This window comes from Rubrivirga halophila (assembly GCF_046845755.1).
GTDB lineage: Bacteria > Bacteroidota > Rhodothermia > Rhodothermales > Rubricoccaceae > Rubrivirga.
Genome location: NZ_CP177357.1, coordinates 1,522,182 through 1,541,009, shown reverse-complemented (window position 1 = coordinate 1,541,009; position 18,828 = coordinate 1,522,182). Strand labels below are relative to the sequence as shown.

Here is an 18,828-nt window from a genome sequence, read left to right as displayed (position 1 = left end):
GTCCGCCCCTCCCCTACCCTTCCCGCTGGCGGAACCACTCGACGGTCTCCGCGAGCCCGTCCGCGACGTTGACCGTGGGCGCCCAGCCGAGCGCCTCGCCGGTGTGCGTCACGTCGAGCACGCTCCGCTTCTGCTCGCCGGGCATCCCGGGCCCGTGGACCTCGTCGGCGCCCGCGCCCGTCAGCCGGTTGATGTGGTGGAACAGCTCGTTGACGTCGGTCTCGACGCCGGTGCCCACGTTGTAGATGCCCGAGCCCTCGTTCGCGAGCGCGGCCACGAACGCGCGCACGACGTCCTTGACGTACACGTAGTCGCGCGTCTGCGTGCCGTCGCCGTTGATCTGGACCGGCTCGCCGCGCATCAGGCGCTGGGCGAAGATGGCGACCACGCCGGCCTCGCCGTGCGGGTTCTGGCGCGGGCCGTAGACGTTGCCAAAGCGCAGCGCCGCCGTCTCCAGACCGTACGTGTTGGCGTAAAACCTGAGGTAGTGCTCGCTGACGAGCTTTGTGATGCCGTACGGCGACAGCGGCTGCGTCGGGTGCGATTCGGGCTGCGGGCCGCCGTCGTTGACCGTCGGGTCGGGCTCGCCGTAGATGGCGCCGCCGGTCGAGGCGAACGTCACCTTCTCCAAGCCGTTCTGGCGCCCCGCCTCCAGCAGGTTCAAAAACCCGAGCACGTTGACCTCGGCGTCGAACTTGGGGTCGGCGACCGACTTGCGGACGTCCATCTGGGCCGCGAGGTGGCACAACGCGGCAAAGCGGTGCTCCTCGAAGAGCGCGGCGGCCTCGTCCGACCGGACGTCGAGCTTGTGAAAGACCGCGCCGTCGGGCACGTTCGAACGGACGCCGCCTGACAGGTCATCGAGCACGTGGACCTGGCAGCCCTCGGCGACGAGGCGGTCGGCGACGTGCGAGCCGATAAAGCCGGCGGCGCCGGTGACGAGGACGGGACGGCCGGCAAAGCGGAAAGCCATGGGTGCGGGATCAGTGGAGGCGGAGGGCGTGCAGGGCATCGGCGGAGCGCCGTGCGGCTTGAGCGAATCGGGGATCGCTCCCGAGATCGTCTAGCGGTCGGAGGGAAGCAGGACGGCCGAGGACAGGCGGCCGGGCGCGAACAGCTCGGCGGCGAGGTCGCGCACCTCGGCGGCCGTCACGGCGTCGATCTCGCCGACGACCTCGGCGATGGGCACGATCCGGTCGAACGCCAGCTCGACGCGGCCGAGCCGCTGCATCCGGTTCGACGTGCTCTCCAGGCCCAGGATGATGGAGCCCTTGAGCTGGTGCTTGGCGCGCGACAGCATTCGCGGGCTGACCTCCGTCTCCGCCAGCTTGGTCAGCTCGCGCTCGATGAGCACGCGCGAGCGGTCGACGCGGCTGGCGTCGGTCCCGATGTAGACGCCCACGTCGCCCGAGTCGGTCTGGACGTTCGTGAACGAGTACACGGAGTAGCACCAGCCGTACTTCTCGCGGATGTTCTGGTTGAGCCGGCTCGACATCCCGCCGCCCAGGATCGTATTGAGCACGGAGAGCACGGTCCGGCGCGGGTCCTCGATGCCGAACGAGCGCGTGCCCATGACGAGGTGCGCCTGCTGCACGGGCCGCTCGATCACGACGTCGCCTGGCGTGTACCCGTTCGCCGGGGCGCGGTCGGCGGGCGCGGGCGCGCGGTCGAAGTCGGCCAGCAAGGTCTCGACGCGGCGCACCACGTCGCTGTGGCGGACGGCGCCGGCGACGGAGACGACGAGGCGGTCGGGCACGTAGTGGCGGCCGATAAAGCCCGCGAGGTCGTCGCGCGAAAACGAGCGGACGGATTCGGGCGTGCCGATGACCGGGCGGCCGAGCGGGTGGTCCGGGTAGAGTAGCGCCTCGTAGTGGTCGAAGATGTGGTCCTCGGGCGCGTCCTCGTACATCTTGATCTCCTCGACCACGACGTCCTTCTCCTTCTCGATCTCCTTGGCCGGCAGCGTTGGCTGCGTCACCAGGTCGAGGACAGACTCCAAGCTGCGGCCGAGGTGCTCGCGCAAGCCGCGTGCGTAGAAGCACGTGTGCTCCTTGGTCGTGAAGGCGTTCATGTAGCCGCCCACCGACTCCATCCGCTGGTTGATGAGGTACCCGGCGCGGCGCCCGGTCCCCTTGAACACCATGTGTTCGATAAAGTGCGTGATGCCGCCCTCCGCGGCGGCCTCGTCTCGGCTGCCGGCGTCGACGAACGCGCCGACGGCGACGGACCCGACGGAGGGAACGGTTTCAGTCAGGACGCGGACGCCCGAGTCCAGGCGCGTCCGCTCGACGGCGGGGGTCAATTCCATTCGGTTGATAGACAGTTGTCCCGTCGGTATCGCTGGCGCGCGGCCCCGTTCCACCGCTCGGCCCGATTCGCCGCGATTACTCGCCGCCGGTCGCCGCCGCCCGCTCGCCTTCCTCCACCGCGTCGAGCCACTCGATCACCGACCGGCGCTCGGGGGCACGGGCGAGCGCGGCCTCGAGCGCGCCCCTGGCCTCCGCCCAGCGCCCCCCCATTGCCCAGGCGGCACCCAGCATCTCGTTGGCCATCTTCACGGGGGCCGGGGGGCCAAAGGTGAGCGGGGCCTCGCGCTCAAGCTGGGCCGCTCGCTCCAGCTTCTCGATCGCCGCCGGCTCGTTGCCCGCGTACGTGTCGAGCGCGGACCGGACCATCCACAGGGTCGCCTCCGCATGCCAGGGCACGTCGCCGGCCGCCCGCACCGCCGCTGCGAGCGTGGCCAGAACCTCGCGCGCTCGGCCCTCCTCCCCACGCACCAGCGCCATCGTCACCCGGGGAAGGGCATCGACGGCGAGGGTCGACACGCCTACGTCCAACGAGGGCGGGTCGCCGAGCCCCGAGTCGTCCGCCGTCGCCATCGCGTGCTGGGCCCCGATCCGGACGCGGTGGGCGGTCGCCGTGCCCGACCCGTCGTCGAGGTCGCGGGCGAGGGCAAGAAGGCGGTCCGCGAGCGGGACATCGCCGAGTTGGAGCGCGGCGTAGTGCCACCACCAGAGCGCGTGCCAGCCATGACCGTTGAGCGCCTCGCCTCGACGGTCCGTGCCGGCTTTGGCGGCGAGGTAGCTCCGCTCGTTCATCGCCGCCACGTCGTCCCACAGCCCGAGCGCGAGGTAGATGTGGCTCGGCATGTGGAGCGCGTGGCTCGCGGACGGCGCGATGTCGGCGTACGCGCGGGCGGGCCGCAAGCCGAGCGGGGCGTGGACCGGGTCGTCGTAGGCGTGGATGAGGTAGTGCGCCGCGCCCGGGTGGCGCGGGTTCTCGGCGAACACCTCCTCGGCGACGGCGGCCGCCTGCATGTAGGTCGCGAAGTCGCGGCCCTCGTGCGCCGTCCCGAGGAGCGCGAGGGCGTAGAACGCCCGGGCGTCGAGGTCGTCGGGGTAGGCGTCCGCCAGCTCGCGCATCGCCTCGGCGTAGGCGTCGTCGCGCTCGTCCTTCTCGCCTTCACCCGCGAGCACGCTCAACGTGCCCAGGTAGTCGAGCTCGCGGGGCGTCTTTGGAAACGTCTCGACGCCATCCAGGGCGGCCCGCATGGCGTCGCGGTCTTGGCGCTGCCAGACCGGGTGGTTGTGGGTCATCGCCTCGCCCCACGCCGCCATCGCGAAGTCGGGGTCGAGGGCTCGCGCTTGCTGAAAGGCCTCCCGAGCGTCGTCGTACTCGAACGAGTGGAGCAGCAACAGGCCGCGCAAAAACGGCTCCTGGGCCTCGGCGGCGCCGGAGTTGGCGAATTCGGTCTCGCCCAAGTCCTGGGCGAGCGGGGCGCTGGCGACGAGCGCCAGCAGGGCGACGAGGGCGAGGAAGCGGGTCATGGGTAGTACGGTCTGCGGTCTGCGGTCTGCGGTCTGCGGTCTGCGGTCTGCGGTCTGCGGTCTGCGGAAGATGGTCCCAACGACGCGGCCCCGCCCGCTCCGTGTGGAGGCGAGCGGGGCCGCAGGGTCGAGAGCTGGACGGACTACGCGTCGGCCGGGGTCGCCGGGGCGACAGCGCCGTCGCCCGACGTCACTTCGCCATCGGGGCGCGGGACGAACGGGGCGCCGTCCTCGGGGAACTGCTTGATGTAGGCCTCCTGCACCGGGTGGCCGGTCCCCTTCGCCGTCGGGGACGACTCGTGGATGTAGAAGTCCTCGTTCGGCATCGTGTCCACGAACGCCAGCGCGGCCGCGGCCGTCCGGCGCATCGAGTCGTCCGAGTTGGTCGACAGGCCGCGGACGTTCGCCAGGATGCGCTCGTGCGCGAGGTGCATAAAGTGGAGCCCGGCGGCCTTGTCGCGCTCCCACTCGGCGCCGCTGGCGCCGCGCGCGATCTGCTGGTCGAGCTTCGAGAGCGTGCACGCCCAGGCGAACATGAGCGTCGCGTTGTCCGCGAGCCGCGCCTGCGTCACCTGCGCCGTCACGATCTTCTCCTCCATCCGCTTCGAGGCCAGCTTGAACTCGCGCGTGTGCGTCTGGACGTGGCTCGCGAGCCGGTCGGCGAACGAGCGGAGCGACGGGTGGACCCGGTTGATCTCGGGCTTGGCCACCTTCTTGCCCAGGAAGATCTCGGTCGCCAGCGGCGTGCCGGCCTTGATGGTCGCCGGCTTGAGGGCGCCGCCGACGATGCGGGACAGGTTCTCGCCCGCCGTCTCGTCGGCGCTCCATTGGACGGTGTTAAGCACGCCCAGCATGTACTCGGCGAGCTGCTTGCCGCCATACGCGAAGATGAACGACTGCATCACCTCATTCGAGCCCTCCACGATGCGGTGGATGCGGTTGTCGCGCCACAGGCGCTCGAACTCGTTCTCGGTCACATAGCCCTCGCCGCCCATGATCTGCATGGCCGAGTCGATGACGTTCCAGCCCTCCTCGGAGCAGAACAGCTTGCAGGCCGCCGTCTCGACCATGATGTCGGAGTCGTGGCGGTCGAGCATGCCGCAGACCGTGTAGAGCATCGCGTCCATGCCGAAGCACAGCGCGTGCATCTCGGCGACCCGCTTCTGGACGAGCTCGAAGTCGGCGAGCGGGCGCTGGAACTGGTGCCGGGTGGCGACCCACTTGGTGGCCTGCTCGGCCGCCTGCTTGGCCGCGCCGGACACGCCGGCCGACAGCGTGCACCGCCCGTAGTTGAGACACGTCAGCGCCACCTTGAGGCCCTGGCCCTCACGGTGCAGGAGGTTCTCCTTGGGCACGCGGACGTTCTCGAACTTGATGCGCGCCTGCCACGTCCCGCGGATACCGGTCTTGGAGCGGTTCTTCTGGAAAAAGCTGACGCCGTCCATGTCCGGCGTGACGATCAGCGCCGAGACGCCCTTTTTGGTCTTGCCCGTCTTCGGGTCCGTCACCTGCTGGTTGGCCATCACTGTGAGCAGCCCCGACAGGGCGCCCGAGGTGATCCACTTTTTCTCGCCGTTGAGGATGTAGACCCCCTCCTTCTCGTCCCACACGCAATTCGTCTCCTGGCCCGCCGCGTCGGAGCCGACCTGGGGCTCGGACAAGCAGAAGCCGGAGAGCTTCTCGCGCGCGACCATGTGTAGGAATCGGTCCTTCTGGTCGTCGGTGCCGAAGAGCATCAGCGCCTTGCAGCCGATCGACTGGTGGGCCGAGACCATCACGGCCGTCGAGCCGCAGCGGCGGCCGATGGCCTCGAGCACGCGGTTGTAGCTGGCGACGCCGAGGCCGAGCCCGCCGTACGCCTCCGGGACCGTCATCCCCATCACGCCCATCTCGAACAGCCGCTCGATGACCCAGTCTGGGATCACCTGCTCCTGATCGATCAGGATCGAGGGGTGCTCGGTGTCGAGGTACACGTTGAGCTCCGCCAGCAGGGCGTCCGTCTTGGCCTTCTCCGCCGCCGAGACCTCGGGGTACGGGAAGACGAGCTCCTCGCGGACGCGGCCCCAGAAGAGGTTCTTGATGAAGCCCATCTCCTCGGGCTCCGGCCCGAGCATCGTCTCGGCCTCTTGGATCATCTGCTGGTCGCGGGCGGAGACGCCCTTCATGGAAGACAGTACGGACATGGCGGTGGGGGGAGTTGGAAGCGCTTTTCGGTCCGTCCAACATAGGAGGGGGGCGAACGGTTCTCAGGCGCCGCCGTGCGAAGTGTCGCGAGATTCCGCCATGCCCGATGACGCTGCTCTCCCCGCTGATGGGGCCTCGCCCCTCTCCTTCTCCACTCGCCTCGCCGCCGCCGTCGCGGAGGCCGGCGCGCCGCTGTGCGTCGGTCTCGATCCGGACCCCAACCGGATGCCCGCCTCGTTCGGCGCCTCTGCCGGGGACGCGGCCCAGTTTTGCATTGCAATAACGGAATCAACGGCGGGCGTTGCCGCCGCCTTCAAGCCGAACCTGGCCTTTTTCGAGGCCTACGGCCCCGACGGCTGGGACGCGCTCGCGGAGGTCTGCGACGCCGTCCGCAAGACGGGACGGCTGCTCATTTTGGACGGCAAGCGCGGAGACATCGGCAACACGGGCCGACGCTACGCTGCGTCGCTCTACGACGCCTTGGGCGGCGACGCCGCGACCGTCGCGCCCTACATGGGGACCGACAGCGTCGCGCCGTTCCTCGAACACCCCGGCCGGTGCGCCTTCGTGCTCGTGGCCACCTCGAATCCCGGCGGTGCCGACCTCCAGGCCTTGTCCGTCGACGGGGCCCCGCTGTATCGGCACGTTGCACGGCTGGCGTCGGAGGCCGCCGCGGGGCTCCCCGGCGAGGCCGGCTTCGTCGTCGGCGCGACGCGGCCCGCGCTGCTGGCGGCGCTCCGCGAGGCGCATCCCGAGGTGCCGTTCCTCGTGCCCGGCGTCGGCGCCCAGGGCGGGTCGGCGGCCGACACCTTAGAGGCGAATGCGGGCGGGCCCATCCTGGTGAACTCCAGCCGTGGCATTCTCTACGCGTCATCCGGCGCCGACTACGCCACGGCGGCGCGCGAGGCCGCCGAGCGGCTCGCCGACTCGCTGGCAAAAGCCTGATCCCGGGGCTCAGGTGCCCAAGGGCGAGGGCACATCTGGGCGGCCGACGGCCTGTAACCTTCCTGCGAGGCCCCGCGTCGGGAAGGCGCACCCCGCACGTCCATGTCCCCCGACGCCCTCGTCCGTCAGCACGCCGACCTCGTCTACCGCGTCGCGCTCCGCGTGACCGGGACCCCGGCCGACGCCGCCGACGCCACGCAGAACGCGCTCGTCAAGGTGTGGAGGGGTGTGGCGGAGATCCCCGATGCCCGCCGCCGCGCGTGGTGCGCGCGTGTCGCCCGGAACGCGGCGCTCGACCTGCTGCGCAAGCGGCGCGTCCGGCCCGAGCCCGGGATGGCCGAAGCCATTGCCGAACCCTCGTGCGACGAGCCGCTGCCCGACGACCACGCCGAGGCCGGCGACCTCCGGGTCGAGCTGGCGCGCGCCGTCGACACACTCGCCGAGCCGTACCGCTCGATCCTCGTGCTCCGCGAGATCGAAGGGCTCAGCTACCACGAGATCTGCGACGCCCTCGACCTCCCGCTCAACACGCTCAAGGTCTACCTCCACCGCGCCCGCCGCCGGGTCCGCGACGCCCTCACCGCCTCCGCCCCCGAGCTGGTCCCATGACGACCGACTGCACCCGACTCGACGCCTACCGCGACGGCCGGCTCGCCGAGCCCGACGCCCAGGCCTTCGAAACTCACGCCGCAAGCTGCGCCGCCTGCGACGCCGAGCTCCTGGCCGACGACGTCGGCCTGTCCGCGCTCGCCGACGTGGCGTGCCCGCCCGCCGTGCTCGACGCCGCGCTCGCCAGCGTCGGCCGCCCGTCGCGCCGCACCGGCGACCGCGCCGCCGTCCCCGCGAGCCGGGCCGGGCGGACGCTGCGCCGCTTGCGGCTCGTCCCGCTGGCGCTCGCTGCCGCGCTCGCGCTGTCGACGACGATCTGGCTACTCCCGCGAGATGAGGCCCCGGCCCCCGACATCGCTCGCGTTGAGGCGCCCGCGCCGGAGGCTGAGCCCTCACCGTCCCTCGCCTCGTCGGACTCGTCCGAGATCCCGGAGGCCTCGCGGCCGGCTCCCGATTCGACACTCGCCCCTGCTGCGGACCAGCCCCCCCGACCCACGCCTTTGCCCCGACCGGTGCCCGCGACGACGCCCACCGCTCCGAGCCCCGACCTGGTCGCGGCCACCGAGCCGGATGCGGACTCCCCGCCCGACGAGGTCGCCGAGCCCGAGCCTTCCCCCGACGACGTGGCCGCCGCGCGGCGCGACCTCGCGCTCGCTTTCGCCCTCGTCGCCGACGCCCAAACGCAAGCCAGGGACGCCATCCGCGACGACGCGAGCGCCCTGACCTCCACCCTCGACACCGCCCTCCCCTTTTAGCCATGCGCCCCCTCATCCTCGCCGCGCTCGCGGCCTTCGCCCTCCCGCTGTCCGCCCAGCCCATCTCGGGCGCCGACCTCGACGCCCTGTTCGGGTCGGAGCCCCAGGTCGAGATCAACCTCCAGGGGTCGCTCTTGCGGCTCGCCGCCGCCGCCGCGCGGACGGACGAGCCCGAGGCCGCCCTCATGCTCGATGGCCTGCGCCGCGTGACCGTCCGCGTGTACCCCGCCGCCGAGGCCGAGCGGTCCCTCGCGGTCACCCACTTCGCCGACGTCGGCCGCCGCTTCGAAGCCGACGGCTGGCTCACGCTCGTCCGCGTCCGCTCTCTCCCCGGGACGTCCGTCGAGGACGATGGCGACGTGTGGGTCTACGTCCGCGACGCGGGCGACGTCTTCGACGGGATGGCCGTGCTCGCGGTCGACCCCGACGACAACAACGCCGTGTTCGTGCTGATCGACGGGACCATCGACCCGACGCAGGTCGGCGCCCTCAGCCAGCGCTTCGGCCGCGTCGACATCGACAGCGACTGGGGCAGCGACGACGAGGACGACGATGACCAGTAGCCGCTTGCTCGCGCTCGCGCTGGCGATGGGCCTCGGCCTGTCGGGGTGCGTTTCCATCGAGATGGGCCGCGCCAAGCGCGAGGTCGCCGCCGAGATCGAGCGGACCGGCGACGCGACGGTCGGGCGCGGGTTCGCCGTCGCGTTCGGCCGGGGCACGATCGGCTCGTCCCGGTTTCTGACGAGGCTGGTCGCGCCGAGCGCGACGGAGCCGTACCGCCGCATCTCGAGCCACGTCCGCCAGATCAAGGTCGCCCGCGCGCCCATCGAGGGGACCGTCGACGCCCTCGCCATCCAGCGCCCCTCGTTTCTGACCGACTACGAGCGTGACGGGTGGATCCCCCTCGTCACGGCTCGGGACTCGTCGGAGGCCGTCTGGGTGATGACGCGCGAGCGAGAGGATGGGCCCATCACCGACCTCGTCGCGGTCGTCGTCGGCGACGGCGAGCTGATGGTGACCCGGCTCCGAGGTGACCTCTCGGCCCTCGTGCTCGACGCCCTCGCGTACGGCTCGGAGAGCGATCTTTTCGGCGACACGTTCTCCGAGGGCGGCTTCTTCGGTCCCCCTGAAGCAGACGCCCCCGACACGACCGACGCCCGCCCATGACCGCCCCCGACCTCGACGCCCTGCTCGCCTCCGCAAGCGAGATCCCAGGGCTCGCGGTCGGCCTGCTCGCGGCGACCTATTCCCGGCCGCTGGCCGAGACGCGCTCGCCGGCGGAGGCGGTCGACGCCCTCCGGCTCGACGGACCGGCTCCCCTTAAGCGGAGCGAGGCGGTGCGGCTGGCGGTCCGGGACCTGCTTCGTGGCGACGGCTACAAGCCCACGGGCCGGGGCAAGCCGTCGCCGGAGTACCTCGTCAAAGCCGCGGAGGGCGGATTTCTGGGGCCGATCAACGCGGCCGTCGACGTCTGCAACGCGGTCTCGCTGCACAGCGGGCTGCCGATCTCCGTCGTCGACCTCGACCGGGCCGCGCCGCCGCTTGCCATCGCGGTCGGCGGACCGGAGGATGCCTACGAGTTCAACGCGAGCGGGCAGGTGATTCAGCTCGCCGGGCTGGTCGGCGTCCGGGATGTCCAGGGCTTTTGTGCCAACCCGGTCCGGGACAGCCAGCGGACGAAGACGCACGACCGGACCACGCGGACCCTGTCGGTGGTGTGGGCACCGCGCGAGTCGCTCGCGAGGCTCCGCGAGGCGCTCGCCTGGTACGAGCACCTGGTGGCCGCGAGCGGCGCCGTCGTCGGATCGCGCGTCGGGTAAACTGGAGCGGGGCCGCGTCGGTCCGCTCGGTTATGGGCTGTTCGTGCTAGGTTTCGGCCCGGCCACCTTCCTCCCCATGACGACCCGCGCCACCCTCCTCGCCTTTCTCGCCCTGACCGCGTGCGGCGACGCCGCCGACGCGCCCGAGGCCGTCGCTCCTGAGACGGCCACCGTGGCGCCGGACGCCGCCCCGGCGACCGCTGCGCCCGAACGCGTCTACACCGGCACGCTCCAAGACGGCGACGACACGCTCGTCTCCGGCGAGTTTCTCGATCCCTACGAGGTCATCGCGCGCGAGGGCCAGTGGATCCGCGCCCAGGTGCTCTCCGGCGACTTTGATCCCTACCTCATGGTCCTGAGCCCGACCGGCGATCAAACCGAGGTCGACGACTCCGCCGCCGGCAACACGTCGATGACGAAGGCGGTCCTCGAAGCGACCGAGGCCGGCAAGTGGACCATCGTCGTGACCAGCTTCGCGCCCGGCGAGACGGGCGACTACGAACTCACCTTCGACGTGCTGGACACCCGGCCTGATGATGCGGACGAGGGCCAGCAGGTGATGGAACCGGAGCCCCCGGCCGAGCCCCCGACCGACGTCTAGAACGCCAGCGTCCGGCGAGCGGCCTCGGCGAGCCGGGCCTGAGCCGAGTAGATCTCGGCCTCGATGGCCTTCGAGAACGCGATCGGCAGGTCGGCCCCGCCCACGCGCGCGGGCGGGGCGTCGAGCGCCGCGAACGACGTCTCGGCCACCTCCGCCGCGATCTCGGCGCCAAAGCCCCCGGTGCGTGCGGCCTCATGGAGCACCACCAGCCGCCCCGTCTTCTCGACGGAGAGCCGGACCGTCTGCCGGTCCCACGGCACCAGCGTTCGCAGGTCGACGACCTCGACCGACGCACCGCCCAGCGTCTCGTCGTCGGCCAGCGCGAGCGCCCACTGCACGCCCACGCCCCACGTCACGACGGTCAGGTCGGTGCCTTCGCGGACGACGGAGGCCTTTCCAATCTCGACGCGGTGCAGGCCCGTCGGCACGGGGCCACGGAGCGAGCGGTACAGCGCCTTGTGCTCGAAGACGAGGACCGGGTTGTCGTCTTCGATGGCCGCCAGTGTCAGCCCCTTCGCGTCGGCGGGCGTCGCCGGGACGACGACCTTGAGGCCGGGGATGTGGCAGAACCACGCCTCGGGGCTCTGACTGTGGAACGGGCCCGCGCCGATGCCGCCGCCGAACGGCGCGCGGACGGTCACCGGGACCGGCGCGCCCCAGCGGTAGTGCGTCGTCGCCAGGTTGTTGGCGATCTGGTTGAACCCGCACGTGATAAAGTCGGCGTACTGCATCTCGACGACGGGCCGGAACCCGTCGAGCGCGAGCCCGAGCGCGCACCCGAGCGCGCCGCTCTCGATGATGGGCGTGTTGCGGACGCGGTCGGCGCCGAACTGCTCGACGAACCCGGCGGTCACCTTGAAGACGCCGCCGTAGTCGGCCACGTCTTGGCCCATCAGCAACACGGTGTCGTCGCCGACGAAGGCGTCGCGGAGCCCGGCGGTGACCGCGTCGATAAACCGGACGCCGTCCTCGGCGGGGCTCGCGGGCGCCGGCTCGAAGGGGGAGGGCGCGAACAGGTCGCCGTGCTCGCGGTCGTCGGTGGACGTCACCTCCGGCTGGGTCAGCGCCCACTCGGCGACGGCCTCGATCTCGTCCGCGAGCTCGGCGTCGATGGCGTCGAGCGTGGCTTGGGCGACGCCGGCGGCGAGGAGACGCTGGCGATACGCGGCGACCGGATCGCGCGCCTCCCACTCGGCGATCAGGGCGTCCGGGACGTACTTGGTGCCCGACGCCTCTTCGTGGCCGCGCACGCGGAACGTCTTCATCTCGAGTAGGGTCGGCCCGTCGCCGGCGCGCGCGCGGGCCGCGGCGTCGCGAACCGCCGCGATCACGGCGTCGACGTCGTTCCCGGCGACGACGACGCCGGGCATCCCGTAGCCCGCCGCCGCATCCGCGATGTCCTCGACGGGCAGCGCGTCAGCCGTCGGCGTCGAGAGCCCGTAGCCGTTGTTCTCGACCACGAACACGACGGGCAGCTGCCAGACGGCGGCGAGGTTGAGGGCCTCGTGGAAGTCGCCCTCTCGCGTGGCCCCCTCGCCGGTGAACGCGAGCGCGACGGCGTCCTCGCCGCGCAGCGTCGACGCCAGGCCGAGCCCGTCGGCGACGGGGAGCATGGCCGCAAGATGCGAGATCATGCCCACGATGCGGCGCTCGGGGAGACCGAAGTGGAAGGTCCGGTCGCGGCCCTTCGTGAACCCGCCCTCGCGCCCCATCATCTGACAGAACAGCGGGCGGAGCGGCACGCCCCGCGTGGTCCACACCCCCAGGTTGCGGTGCATCGGGAGCAGCCAGTCGCGCTCCTCGAGAGCGTATGCGCAGCCGACGGCAATCGCCTCCTGCCCGTAGCCGCTGAACCACTTTGAGATCCGGCTCTGGCGGATCAGGCGGAGCATCTTGTCCTCGACCGTGCGCGGCAGCTGGAGCGCGCGGTACAGGTCGAGGTCGACGGCCGTCGGGGCGGCGGTTTCGGTCGGGCGGGGCATGGGTCCGGGGAGGGGCCCCCGAAGGTACCCGCCCGGACTCCGCGGGCCCGCCCCCGGCGTGCGCCAGCCTTCGGCCTAGTGCCCGCTGCCCGCGAGCGCGGTGCGGATCGTCCGGAACAGGATCTTGGTGTCCAGGCCGAGGCTCATGGTCTCGATGTAGAACAGGTCGTACTTGAGCTTCTGGCGGACGTCGTCGAGGTCGGTATCGTAGCGCCACTTGACCTGCGCGAGCCCGGTGACGCCCGGTTGGACGCGGTGGCGGCGGCTGTAGAGCGGGATCCGATCGGCCAGCTTGTCGACGAAGTAGGGCCGCTCGGGGCGCGGGCCGACCAGGCTCATGTGGCCGACGAACACGTTCCACATCTGGGGGATCTCGTCGATGCGCAGGCGGCGGAGCCACCGGCCGATGGGGGTCACGCGGTCGTCGCGCTTTTCGGCCCAGACCGGCCCGGTGTGGCGTTCGGCGTCGTCCACCATCGTCCGGAACTTGAGCATCGTGAACGGCTTGCCGAGGCGACCCACCCGTGTCTGCCGGTAGATCGCCGGGCCCGGCGACGTGGCCCGGACGAGGCCGGCGACCGCGAGCCAGACCGGCGCCCCGAGCAGGAGCACGAGCGCGCTCACGACCACGTCGGCGATGCGCTTGGTGCGCCGCTCCCAGGCCGGCATCGGCTCCGGCAGCACCTCGATCAGCGGCAGGCCGTACGTGTGCTCCGTTCGCGCCATCCCGCCGACCGCCGCGTAGAAGTCGGGCACCAGCTTGAGCGTTACCGCCTTCCCGTCGCAGACGCGGAGCACCTCGTCGAGCGTCGCGTGGTCCTCGGAGCCGATCGCGATGATGACGTCCTGGACGTTGAGCCGGTCGATCAGGCCGGGCAACTCAGCGACGGCCGCCTCGGGCGCGCCGGCGGCCGTCACCTCGATGGCCCCGTCGGGCAGGGCGTCGCCGCCGGGAAACCGCTCGGTGAACGTCACCGGCGCAGGCGTCCCGTCCGCCAGCACGGGCACGTCGGACGGAGCTCGCAGGCGGAGCGCGCCCACGATCTCGATGTTGGCCGCCGGGTACCGCGCGAGATCGTGGTACAGCGGCTCGACGCGGTCGGACCACCCGACCACGACGGCGCGGTGGCGGCCGTAGCCCCGGACCACGAGCGCGCGCTGGATGGCGCGGAGCACGAGCCGCACGCCGCCGACGGCCACGAACTGCGCCAGCGCGTAGGAGCCGATCGCCGTCCGCACGTCGCCGCCCTGCACCCGGTCGATGACGACGCCAAAGAGGAGGGCGAGGCAGCCGAAGGCGACCACCTTGGCGAGCGTCACCAGCTCGTCGAGACGGCCGCGGGCGTAGCGTTCGGCGTAGAGCCCGGAAAAGGCGAACAGCAACACCCACGCGGCCACCAGCAGGGCGCTCGCGAGCGGGACCGACCCGACCACGGGCGGCAGCCACGACACGGCCGCCGGGCCCCAGGCGGCGACGCTGAGCGCGACGACGGAGGCGAGGGCGTCCCCCAGGGTGAGGGCGAGGATCTCAATGCGACGAGACAAGCGCGGCAGGCGTGGTGCGCGTAACGAAAGGGTCTCGGGCAAAGGGGTGGGGTGACCCCGAGAAGGTAGGCGCCCGTCCGGGGGCGCGCAACCGGCTTCGGTGGACGGCTAGCTTTGGGCATGCACCGCACGCTTGGCCTCCTTCTTCTCGCGTCGCTGGCGAGCGCGGTGGCCGCACAGCCCGAGATCGTCCCCGCCGAGCACCGCGTCTACGACTGGCTCGTCATCCAGCGGGTCGCCGGCGCGCTCCCCGAATACCGCCACGAGACGCGCCCCGTCGACCGCCGCGTCGTCCGGACGCACCTCGACTCGCTGGCGGCCCGGGCCGACCGCCTGGGGCCGGGGGGACGGTTCTGGCTCGGCGAGTTCCGCCGCGAGTTCTTCGAGCCGCTCGACCGGGTCCACAGTTTTGTGGGCGACGGGGGCGCCCGGCTCCTCGACCCCGATGCGGAGCGGACCTTCATCTACGCGCGCGACGCCGACTGGCGCGCCAGCGTCTGGGGCGAGGGCGTCGTCGAGGGCCGCGACGCCGACGGCACGCCGGGGGGCCTCGCGCGCAGCGCCCGGCTCACCTTCGAAGCCTCGTACCGCGACTGGCTCGGGCTGTACACGAGCACGCTGTCGGGCACTCAGATAACCGGCGACGCGGCCGTGCTGGCCGACGACCCCCTGCTGGCGCCCCTGTACTACGTCGCGCGCGACCCGTCCAACATCACGGGCCCCTTCGACCAGACGACGGCGTCGGCGCGCGTCGTGGCGGGGGCGTTCTCGGCCGAGATCGCGAACGAGCGGCTCGTCTACGGCGCCAGCGCCGAGGCGCCCGTCGTGCTGTCGGCGAACGCGGACTACCTCCCCTTCGTGCGCCTCGGCCTGCGGACGCGAAGCATCACCCTGGAGGCGGTTCACGCCGCGATGAGCAGTGCGCCCGACGTGGTCAGTACTGGCGACTCCCTCTTTTTCGACGCGCCCGATCGCTTTCTCGCCATTCACCGCTTCGAGATTCAGCCGACCGGCTGGTGGACGTGGGCCTATACCGGCATGGCGGTCTACGGGCGGCGAGGGCCGGAGCTCGCGTACCTCAACCCCCTCTTCCCCGTCAAGGCCGCCGAGCACGCGCTCTACGACCGCGACAACACGCTCTTTTCGTTGGAGACGACCGTCCGCCCGCTTCCCGGCGTCGAAGCCTCTTTCACATGGCTCGTGGACGACCTCGCGACGGCGACGCTCGGCGACGGCGAGTATGGCAACAAGTGGGCGATCCAGACCGGCTGGCGGGCGGCGGTGCCGGGCTCCGGCCTGTCGGCCTTCGGCGAGTACGTGCGCATCGAGCCGTACACCTACACGCACCGCTTCGTCGACGACGGCGACTTTTTCAACTCGTACGTCCACAACGGATTCGGGCTCGGCCACCCGCTCGGGCCGAACGCGGACCAGTGGCTCGTCGGCGCCGAGGCGTGGCTGCCGTTCCGGGCCCGGGCGCGCATCTCGGGCCGCTACGTCCGGAAAGGCCGCAACCCGATCGCTGAGGACGGCAGCGTCACCCAGGCGGGCGGCGACGTGCGGCTCGGAACGCCACCAGACGACGGACGGGCCCCCTTCCTCGCCGGTGACGTCTTTCGCGGCCCCGGGCTGCGCGCCCAGGTCGAGATCGAACCCGCTCGCGGCGTCGCGCTGCGCTTCTACGGGGACGCGCAGTTCTGGGATGATCGACCAGACGACGTGTTTTTCCGCCTCGGCCTCGCCGTGCGCCCGTGATTCAAACATGGACCTCAGGCGACGCGCGGGTCGACTACGTGGAGGTCCGGTCGTGGGGCGCCGTCCGCGTCGCGGCGGGCGAGCCGTCGGACGGCGACCCGGCGACGGCCGCCCGGTTCGAGGGTGACGCGCGGCGCGCAGGGGCCCGGGTGCTCTGGTTCGGGGTCGAGCATCCCCACGCCATCGCCGACGACCGTCCGTCGGTGGTGATCGGCGCGGAGCCCGTGTGGCACCCCGGGTCGTGGGCCCGGATTAAGAAACGGAAGGCGTCGGTGCGGGCCCAGCTCGCGCGGGCCCGAAACAAGGGCGTCACTGTCGCCCCGCTGCCCGTGTCGGAGGCCCCCGGCCTCGCACCCGTCCTCACCGACTGGCTCGCGCGGCGGGGCCTCCCTCCGCTGGCATTCCTCGCGGACCCCTTCGTTCTCGATGCCCCTGACGACCGCCGGTTCTGGACGGCGACCCGGGACAGCCGGATTGTCGGCTACGCCGTCGCTCGACCCGGGCCGGAGGTGTTCGTCGAGTGGATCATCCAGCGCCGCGACGCCCCGAACGGAACGGCCGCCCTGCTGCTCGACGCGGTCGTCGCCTGCCTGCCGCCCGACACCGCGTTCACGCTCGGGCTGGTGCCCCTGTCGACGTTCGCGCCCTTGAGCCGACCGGCGCCGTCTCGGCTCGTCCGCGGCCTGCTTTGGTGGACGCGCGCGCACGCCTCGCGCTTCTACAATTTCGAGGGGCTGGAGCGATTCAAGGCCAAGTTCGAGCCCGACCGCTGGCGACCGCTCCACCTTGTCACCGACGGCGCCCCCATCACCGTGCTCACCTTCCACGCCGTGGCCGCCGCGTTCGCAGCCGGCTCCCCGACGTGGTTCGTCGCCCGCGCGCTCGCAGCGGCCGTCGCCGACGAGGCCCGCTCCGCCGCCGCAGCGGTACGCGAGCGGCTCAGTTCGCGCGGAAGCGGAAGGTCGCCTGGGTCGTCTGGTTGACCTGGAGCGCGTTCGAGGGCAGCGCCTCAGCGCGGCACCGCGAGATGACGGACCGGACGGAGGCGTCGAGCGCCCCATTCCGCGTGACCGGCCGGTCGGCGACGTAGCGGCCGTTCGGCGCGAAGGTGACGCGGTACGTCACCTCGCCCTCGACCCCGCTGAACGGCGGCGTGGGGCAGTCGTAGGTCCGGTTGCCGAACTGAAAGCCGACCTCGGCGGGGGCGTCGCCTCCCGAGCCCCGGCCGGCCCCGGTGTCCGCGCCCGCACTCCGGCTCGTGCCCTCCGAGGTGCCGGCGCTCGTGCTCGGCTCCGGCTGGCGCGCGGCGCGCGGGTCGGGCTCCGGGCGGGTCGCTCGGGACGGCGGGTTCGGCCGCGCGGCGGGCGCGTCGTCGGCCTGGGCCGGGCGCGGGAGCGGGCGGTCCGGCTTGGGCGGCGTCGGCTGTCGCTCGGGGATCCGGGCCGGCGACGGCGCCGGCGGGGTCGGTCGCTCCTCCTCGGGCTGCTCCATCGCCCGCGATGGGGCCCCCGCCTCGGCGGCCTCGGGCTCCCCGACGATCTCGGGCGGCACGGGCGCAGGGCCGAACTCGACCTCCAACAGCTGCGGCGGCCAGTCCGGGTCGGTGACCTCAGGCGGCGCGGCAAACGCGAGCGCCAGCAGCAGCAGCACGACCACGTGCAGCGTCACGCTCAGCACGATGCCGTCGCGGTCGTCGGAGGGGAGCATGGCGGCGGGCGGGGGACGGCGGAAGCTAGCGCGGCGGGGCGCCGGCACCAAAGCGGTACGCCAGCGACACGCGGTGGGCGAACCCGAGCTCGCTCGCGAGCCCGCCGAAGTCGCCGAAGCCGTAATCGATCGCGAGCGGCCCCAGGTTCACACCAGCCCCGACGGACGGCGTGATCTGAGTCCCGAAGTCCTCGCTCGTGGCGATGTCGGCGATGCCGGCGCGGAACGCCAGGATGTCGCGGTACATCAACTCCCCACCGAAGCGGGGGCGGAACGACACGCCGCCGGCGTCGAGCACGTTCGCGCGCTGGCCGTCGAACCCGAGGTCGAGGTCGGCGGCAACGGTGAAGCCGACGTCATCGGAAAGGGGCAGGACGGTCGCCGCGCCGAGTCGCGCCAGCGGGAGCACGATCTCGGTCAGGCCCTCGGGGCGGCTCTCCTCGGGGACGCTCTCGAACCGCGCCTGGTCGACCGACCACGACTGGATCATGCCCGTCGCGTCCTGCACGTTGAGGCCGAGTTGGAGCCGGCCGAGGTCGAGCTGGGCGCCGAGGTCGAGCGAGTAGCCCCAGGCGTCGGCAAAGTCGCCGATGCCGCGGCGAACCACCTTGGCCGTCGCCCCGAGCGACAGCTTGCTGCCGACCCCGCGGGCGTAGGAGACGTACAGCGCGTTGTCGGCCGCCGAAAACAGCTGGACGTTGTCCGGGTTGATCTGCCCGGTGGTCGGGTCGTAGGCGTCGAGCGTGTTCGCGATGTCGTCGACGGCCGAGCGGACGAACGAGACGGCGACCGTCGAGCGCGGCGAGAGCGGGTACGCCACGGCGGCGTAGTCGAAGGCCACGGCGCCGTCGAACCGCTCGGCGTGCATGTAGGCGGCCTCACCGGACCGCAGGCCGTTCAGCCCGGCCACGTTCCAGTACCCGGCGGTCACGTCGTTCGCATGCGCGACGTAGGCCCCGCCCATCCCGAGGGCGCGGGCGCCGACGCCGGACGCGAGGAAATCGGCGCCGTACTTGCCGGTGACGGTTTGCGCCGAGGCCGGGACGGCCAGGACGAGCGAGAGGAGGAGCCACAGACGGGCCTGCACAGAGGTCATTG

The 18,828-nt window shown here is 72.0% G+C and carries 17 protein-coding genes; 9 read left to right on the top strand and 8 right to left on the bottom strand.

What is annotated here, in order from left to right; all coding sequences use genetic code 11:
• Positions 1–13 precede the first annotated feature (13 nt).
• From ACLIRP_RS06590 to ACLIRP_RS06575, 4 genes are all read right to left on the bottom strand, one after another.
• Entirely contained in the window at positions 14–973 is a 960-nt protein-coding gene (locus ACLIRP_RS06590; RefSeq protein WP_412063170.1) for an NAD-dependent epimerase/dehydratase family protein, read from the bottom strand.
• Positions 974–1,063: 90 nt separating this feature from the next.
• Positions 1,064–2,308 (bottom strand): M16 family metallopeptidase, encoded by a 1,245-nt coding sequence (locus ACLIRP_RS06585; protein WP_412063169.1) that lies wholly within the window; start codon positions 2,306–2,308, stop codon positions 1,064–1,066.
• 76 nt (positions 2,309–2,384) lie between these two features.
• Positions 2,385–3,827 carry a tetratricopeptide repeat protein gene (locus ACLIRP_RS06580; RefSeq protein ID WP_412063168.1) on the bottom strand — a complete coding sequence of 481 codons (1,443 nt, stop codon included), beginning with the start codon at positions 3,825–3,827 and terminating at the stop codon, positions 2,385–2,387.
• A gap of 143 nt (positions 3,828–3,970) precedes the next feature.
• Positions 3,971–6,010 carry an acyl-CoA dehydrogenase family protein gene (locus tag ACLIRP_RS06575; RefSeq protein WP_412063167.1) on the bottom strand — a complete coding sequence of 680 codons (2,040 nt, stop codon included), beginning with the start codon at positions 6,008–6,010 and terminating at the stop codon, positions 3,971–3,973.
• A gap of 100 nt (positions 6,011–6,110) precedes the next feature.
• Here ACLIRP_RS06575 and pyrF point away from each other — a divergent pair, with 100 nt between their 5' ends.
• The 7 genes from pyrF (at position 6,111) to ACLIRP_RS06540 (ending at position 10,741) form a co-directional block, all read left to right on the top strand.
• On the top strand, positions 6,111–6,956 hold the full coding sequence (pyrF, locus tag ACLIRP_RS06570; protein WP_412063166.1) for an orotidine-5'-phosphate decarboxylase: 846 nt from the start codon (positions 6,111–6,113) through the stop codon (positions 6,954–6,956).
• 102 nt (positions 6,957–7,058) lie between these two features.
• Complete coding sequence (locus tag ACLIRP_RS06565; RefSeq protein ID WP_412063165.1) at positions 7,059–7,565, top strand: RNA polymerase sigma factor; 507 nt, start codon at positions 7,059–7,061, stop codon at positions 7,563–7,565.
• Positions 7,562–8,320, top strand: a complete 759-nt coding sequence (locus ACLIRP_RS06560) for an anti-sigma factor family protein (protein ID WP_412063164.1) — start codon at positions 7,562–7,564, stop codon at positions 8,318–8,320. Before ACLIRP_RS06565 ends, ACLIRP_RS06560 begins: the two co-directional genes overlap by 4 nt.
• 2 nt (positions 8,321–8,322) lie before the next feature.
• Positions 8,323–8,883, top strand: coding sequence for a DUF4252 domain-containing protein (locus ACLIRP_RS06555; protein WP_412063163.1), 561 nt, complete (start codon positions 8,323–8,325; stop codon positions 8,881–8,883).
• On the top strand, positions 8,873–9,487 hold the full coding sequence (locus tag ACLIRP_RS06550) for a DUF4252 domain-containing protein (protein ID WP_412063162.1): 615 nt from the start codon (positions 8,873–8,875) through the stop codon (positions 9,485–9,487). Before ACLIRP_RS06555 ends, ACLIRP_RS06550 begins: the two co-directional genes overlap by 11 nt.
• On the top strand, positions 9,484–10,140 hold the full coding sequence (locus ACLIRP_RS06545; protein ID WP_412063161.1) for a phenylalanine--tRNA ligase beta subunit-related protein: 657 nt from the start codon (positions 9,484–9,486) through the stop codon (positions 10,138–10,140). Before ACLIRP_RS06550 ends, ACLIRP_RS06545 begins: the two co-directional genes overlap by 4 nt.
• A 76-nt stretch (positions 10,141–10,216) precedes the next feature.
• A complete protein-coding gene (locus ACLIRP_RS06540) occupies positions 10,217–10,741 on the top strand; it encodes a hypothetical protein (protein ID WP_412063160.1) in 525 nt (174 codons plus the stop codon).
• Here the strand turns inward: ACLIRP_RS06540 and ACLIRP_RS06535 are convergent.
• Both ACLIRP_RS06535 and ACLIRP_RS06530 read right to left on the bottom strand, forming a co-directional pair.
• Positions 10,738–12,723: a thiamine pyrophosphate-dependent enzyme gene (locus tag ACLIRP_RS06535; protein WP_412063159.1), complete on the bottom strand. Its 1,986-nt coding sequence runs from the start codon at positions 12,721–12,723 to the stop codon at positions 10,738–10,740. The genes ACLIRP_RS06540 and ACLIRP_RS06535 overlap by 4 nt on opposite strands.
• A gap of 75 nt (positions 12,724–12,798) precedes the next feature.
• Positions 12,799–14,268 (bottom strand): sugar transferase, encoded by a 1,470-nt coding sequence (locus ACLIRP_RS06530; protein WP_412063158.1) that lies wholly within the window; start codon positions 14,266–14,268, stop codon positions 12,799–12,801.
• Between the two features lie 120 nt (positions 14,269–14,388).
• Between ACLIRP_RS06530 and ACLIRP_RS06525 the strand changes: the two genes are divergently transcribed.
• Positions 14,389–16,023 carry a hypothetical protein gene (locus ACLIRP_RS06525; protein ID WP_412063157.1) on the top strand — a complete coding sequence of 545 codons (1,635 nt, stop codon included), beginning with the start codon at positions 14,389–14,391 and terminating at the stop codon, positions 16,021–16,023.
• Positions 16,020–17,006 (top strand): phosphatidylglycerol lysyltransferase domain-containing protein, encoded by a 987-nt coding sequence (locus ACLIRP_RS06520; protein WP_412063156.1) that lies wholly within the window; start codon positions 16,020–16,022, stop codon positions 17,004–17,006. Before ACLIRP_RS06525 ends, ACLIRP_RS06520 begins: the two co-directional genes overlap by 4 nt.
• Here the strand turns inward: ACLIRP_RS06520 and ACLIRP_RS06515 are convergent.
• Entirely contained in the window at positions 16,963–17,730 is a 768-nt protein-coding gene (locus ACLIRP_RS06515) for a hypothetical protein (RefSeq protein ID WP_412063155.1), read from the bottom strand. The genes ACLIRP_RS06520 and ACLIRP_RS06515 overlap by 44 nt on opposite strands.
• A gap of 25 nt (positions 17,731–17,755) precedes the next feature.
• A complete protein-coding gene (locus ACLIRP_RS06510) occupies positions 17,756–18,817 on the bottom strand; it encodes a PorV/PorQ family protein (protein ID WP_412063154.1) in 1,062 nt (353 codons plus the stop codon).
• Positions 18,818–18,828 lie beyond the last annotated feature (11 nt).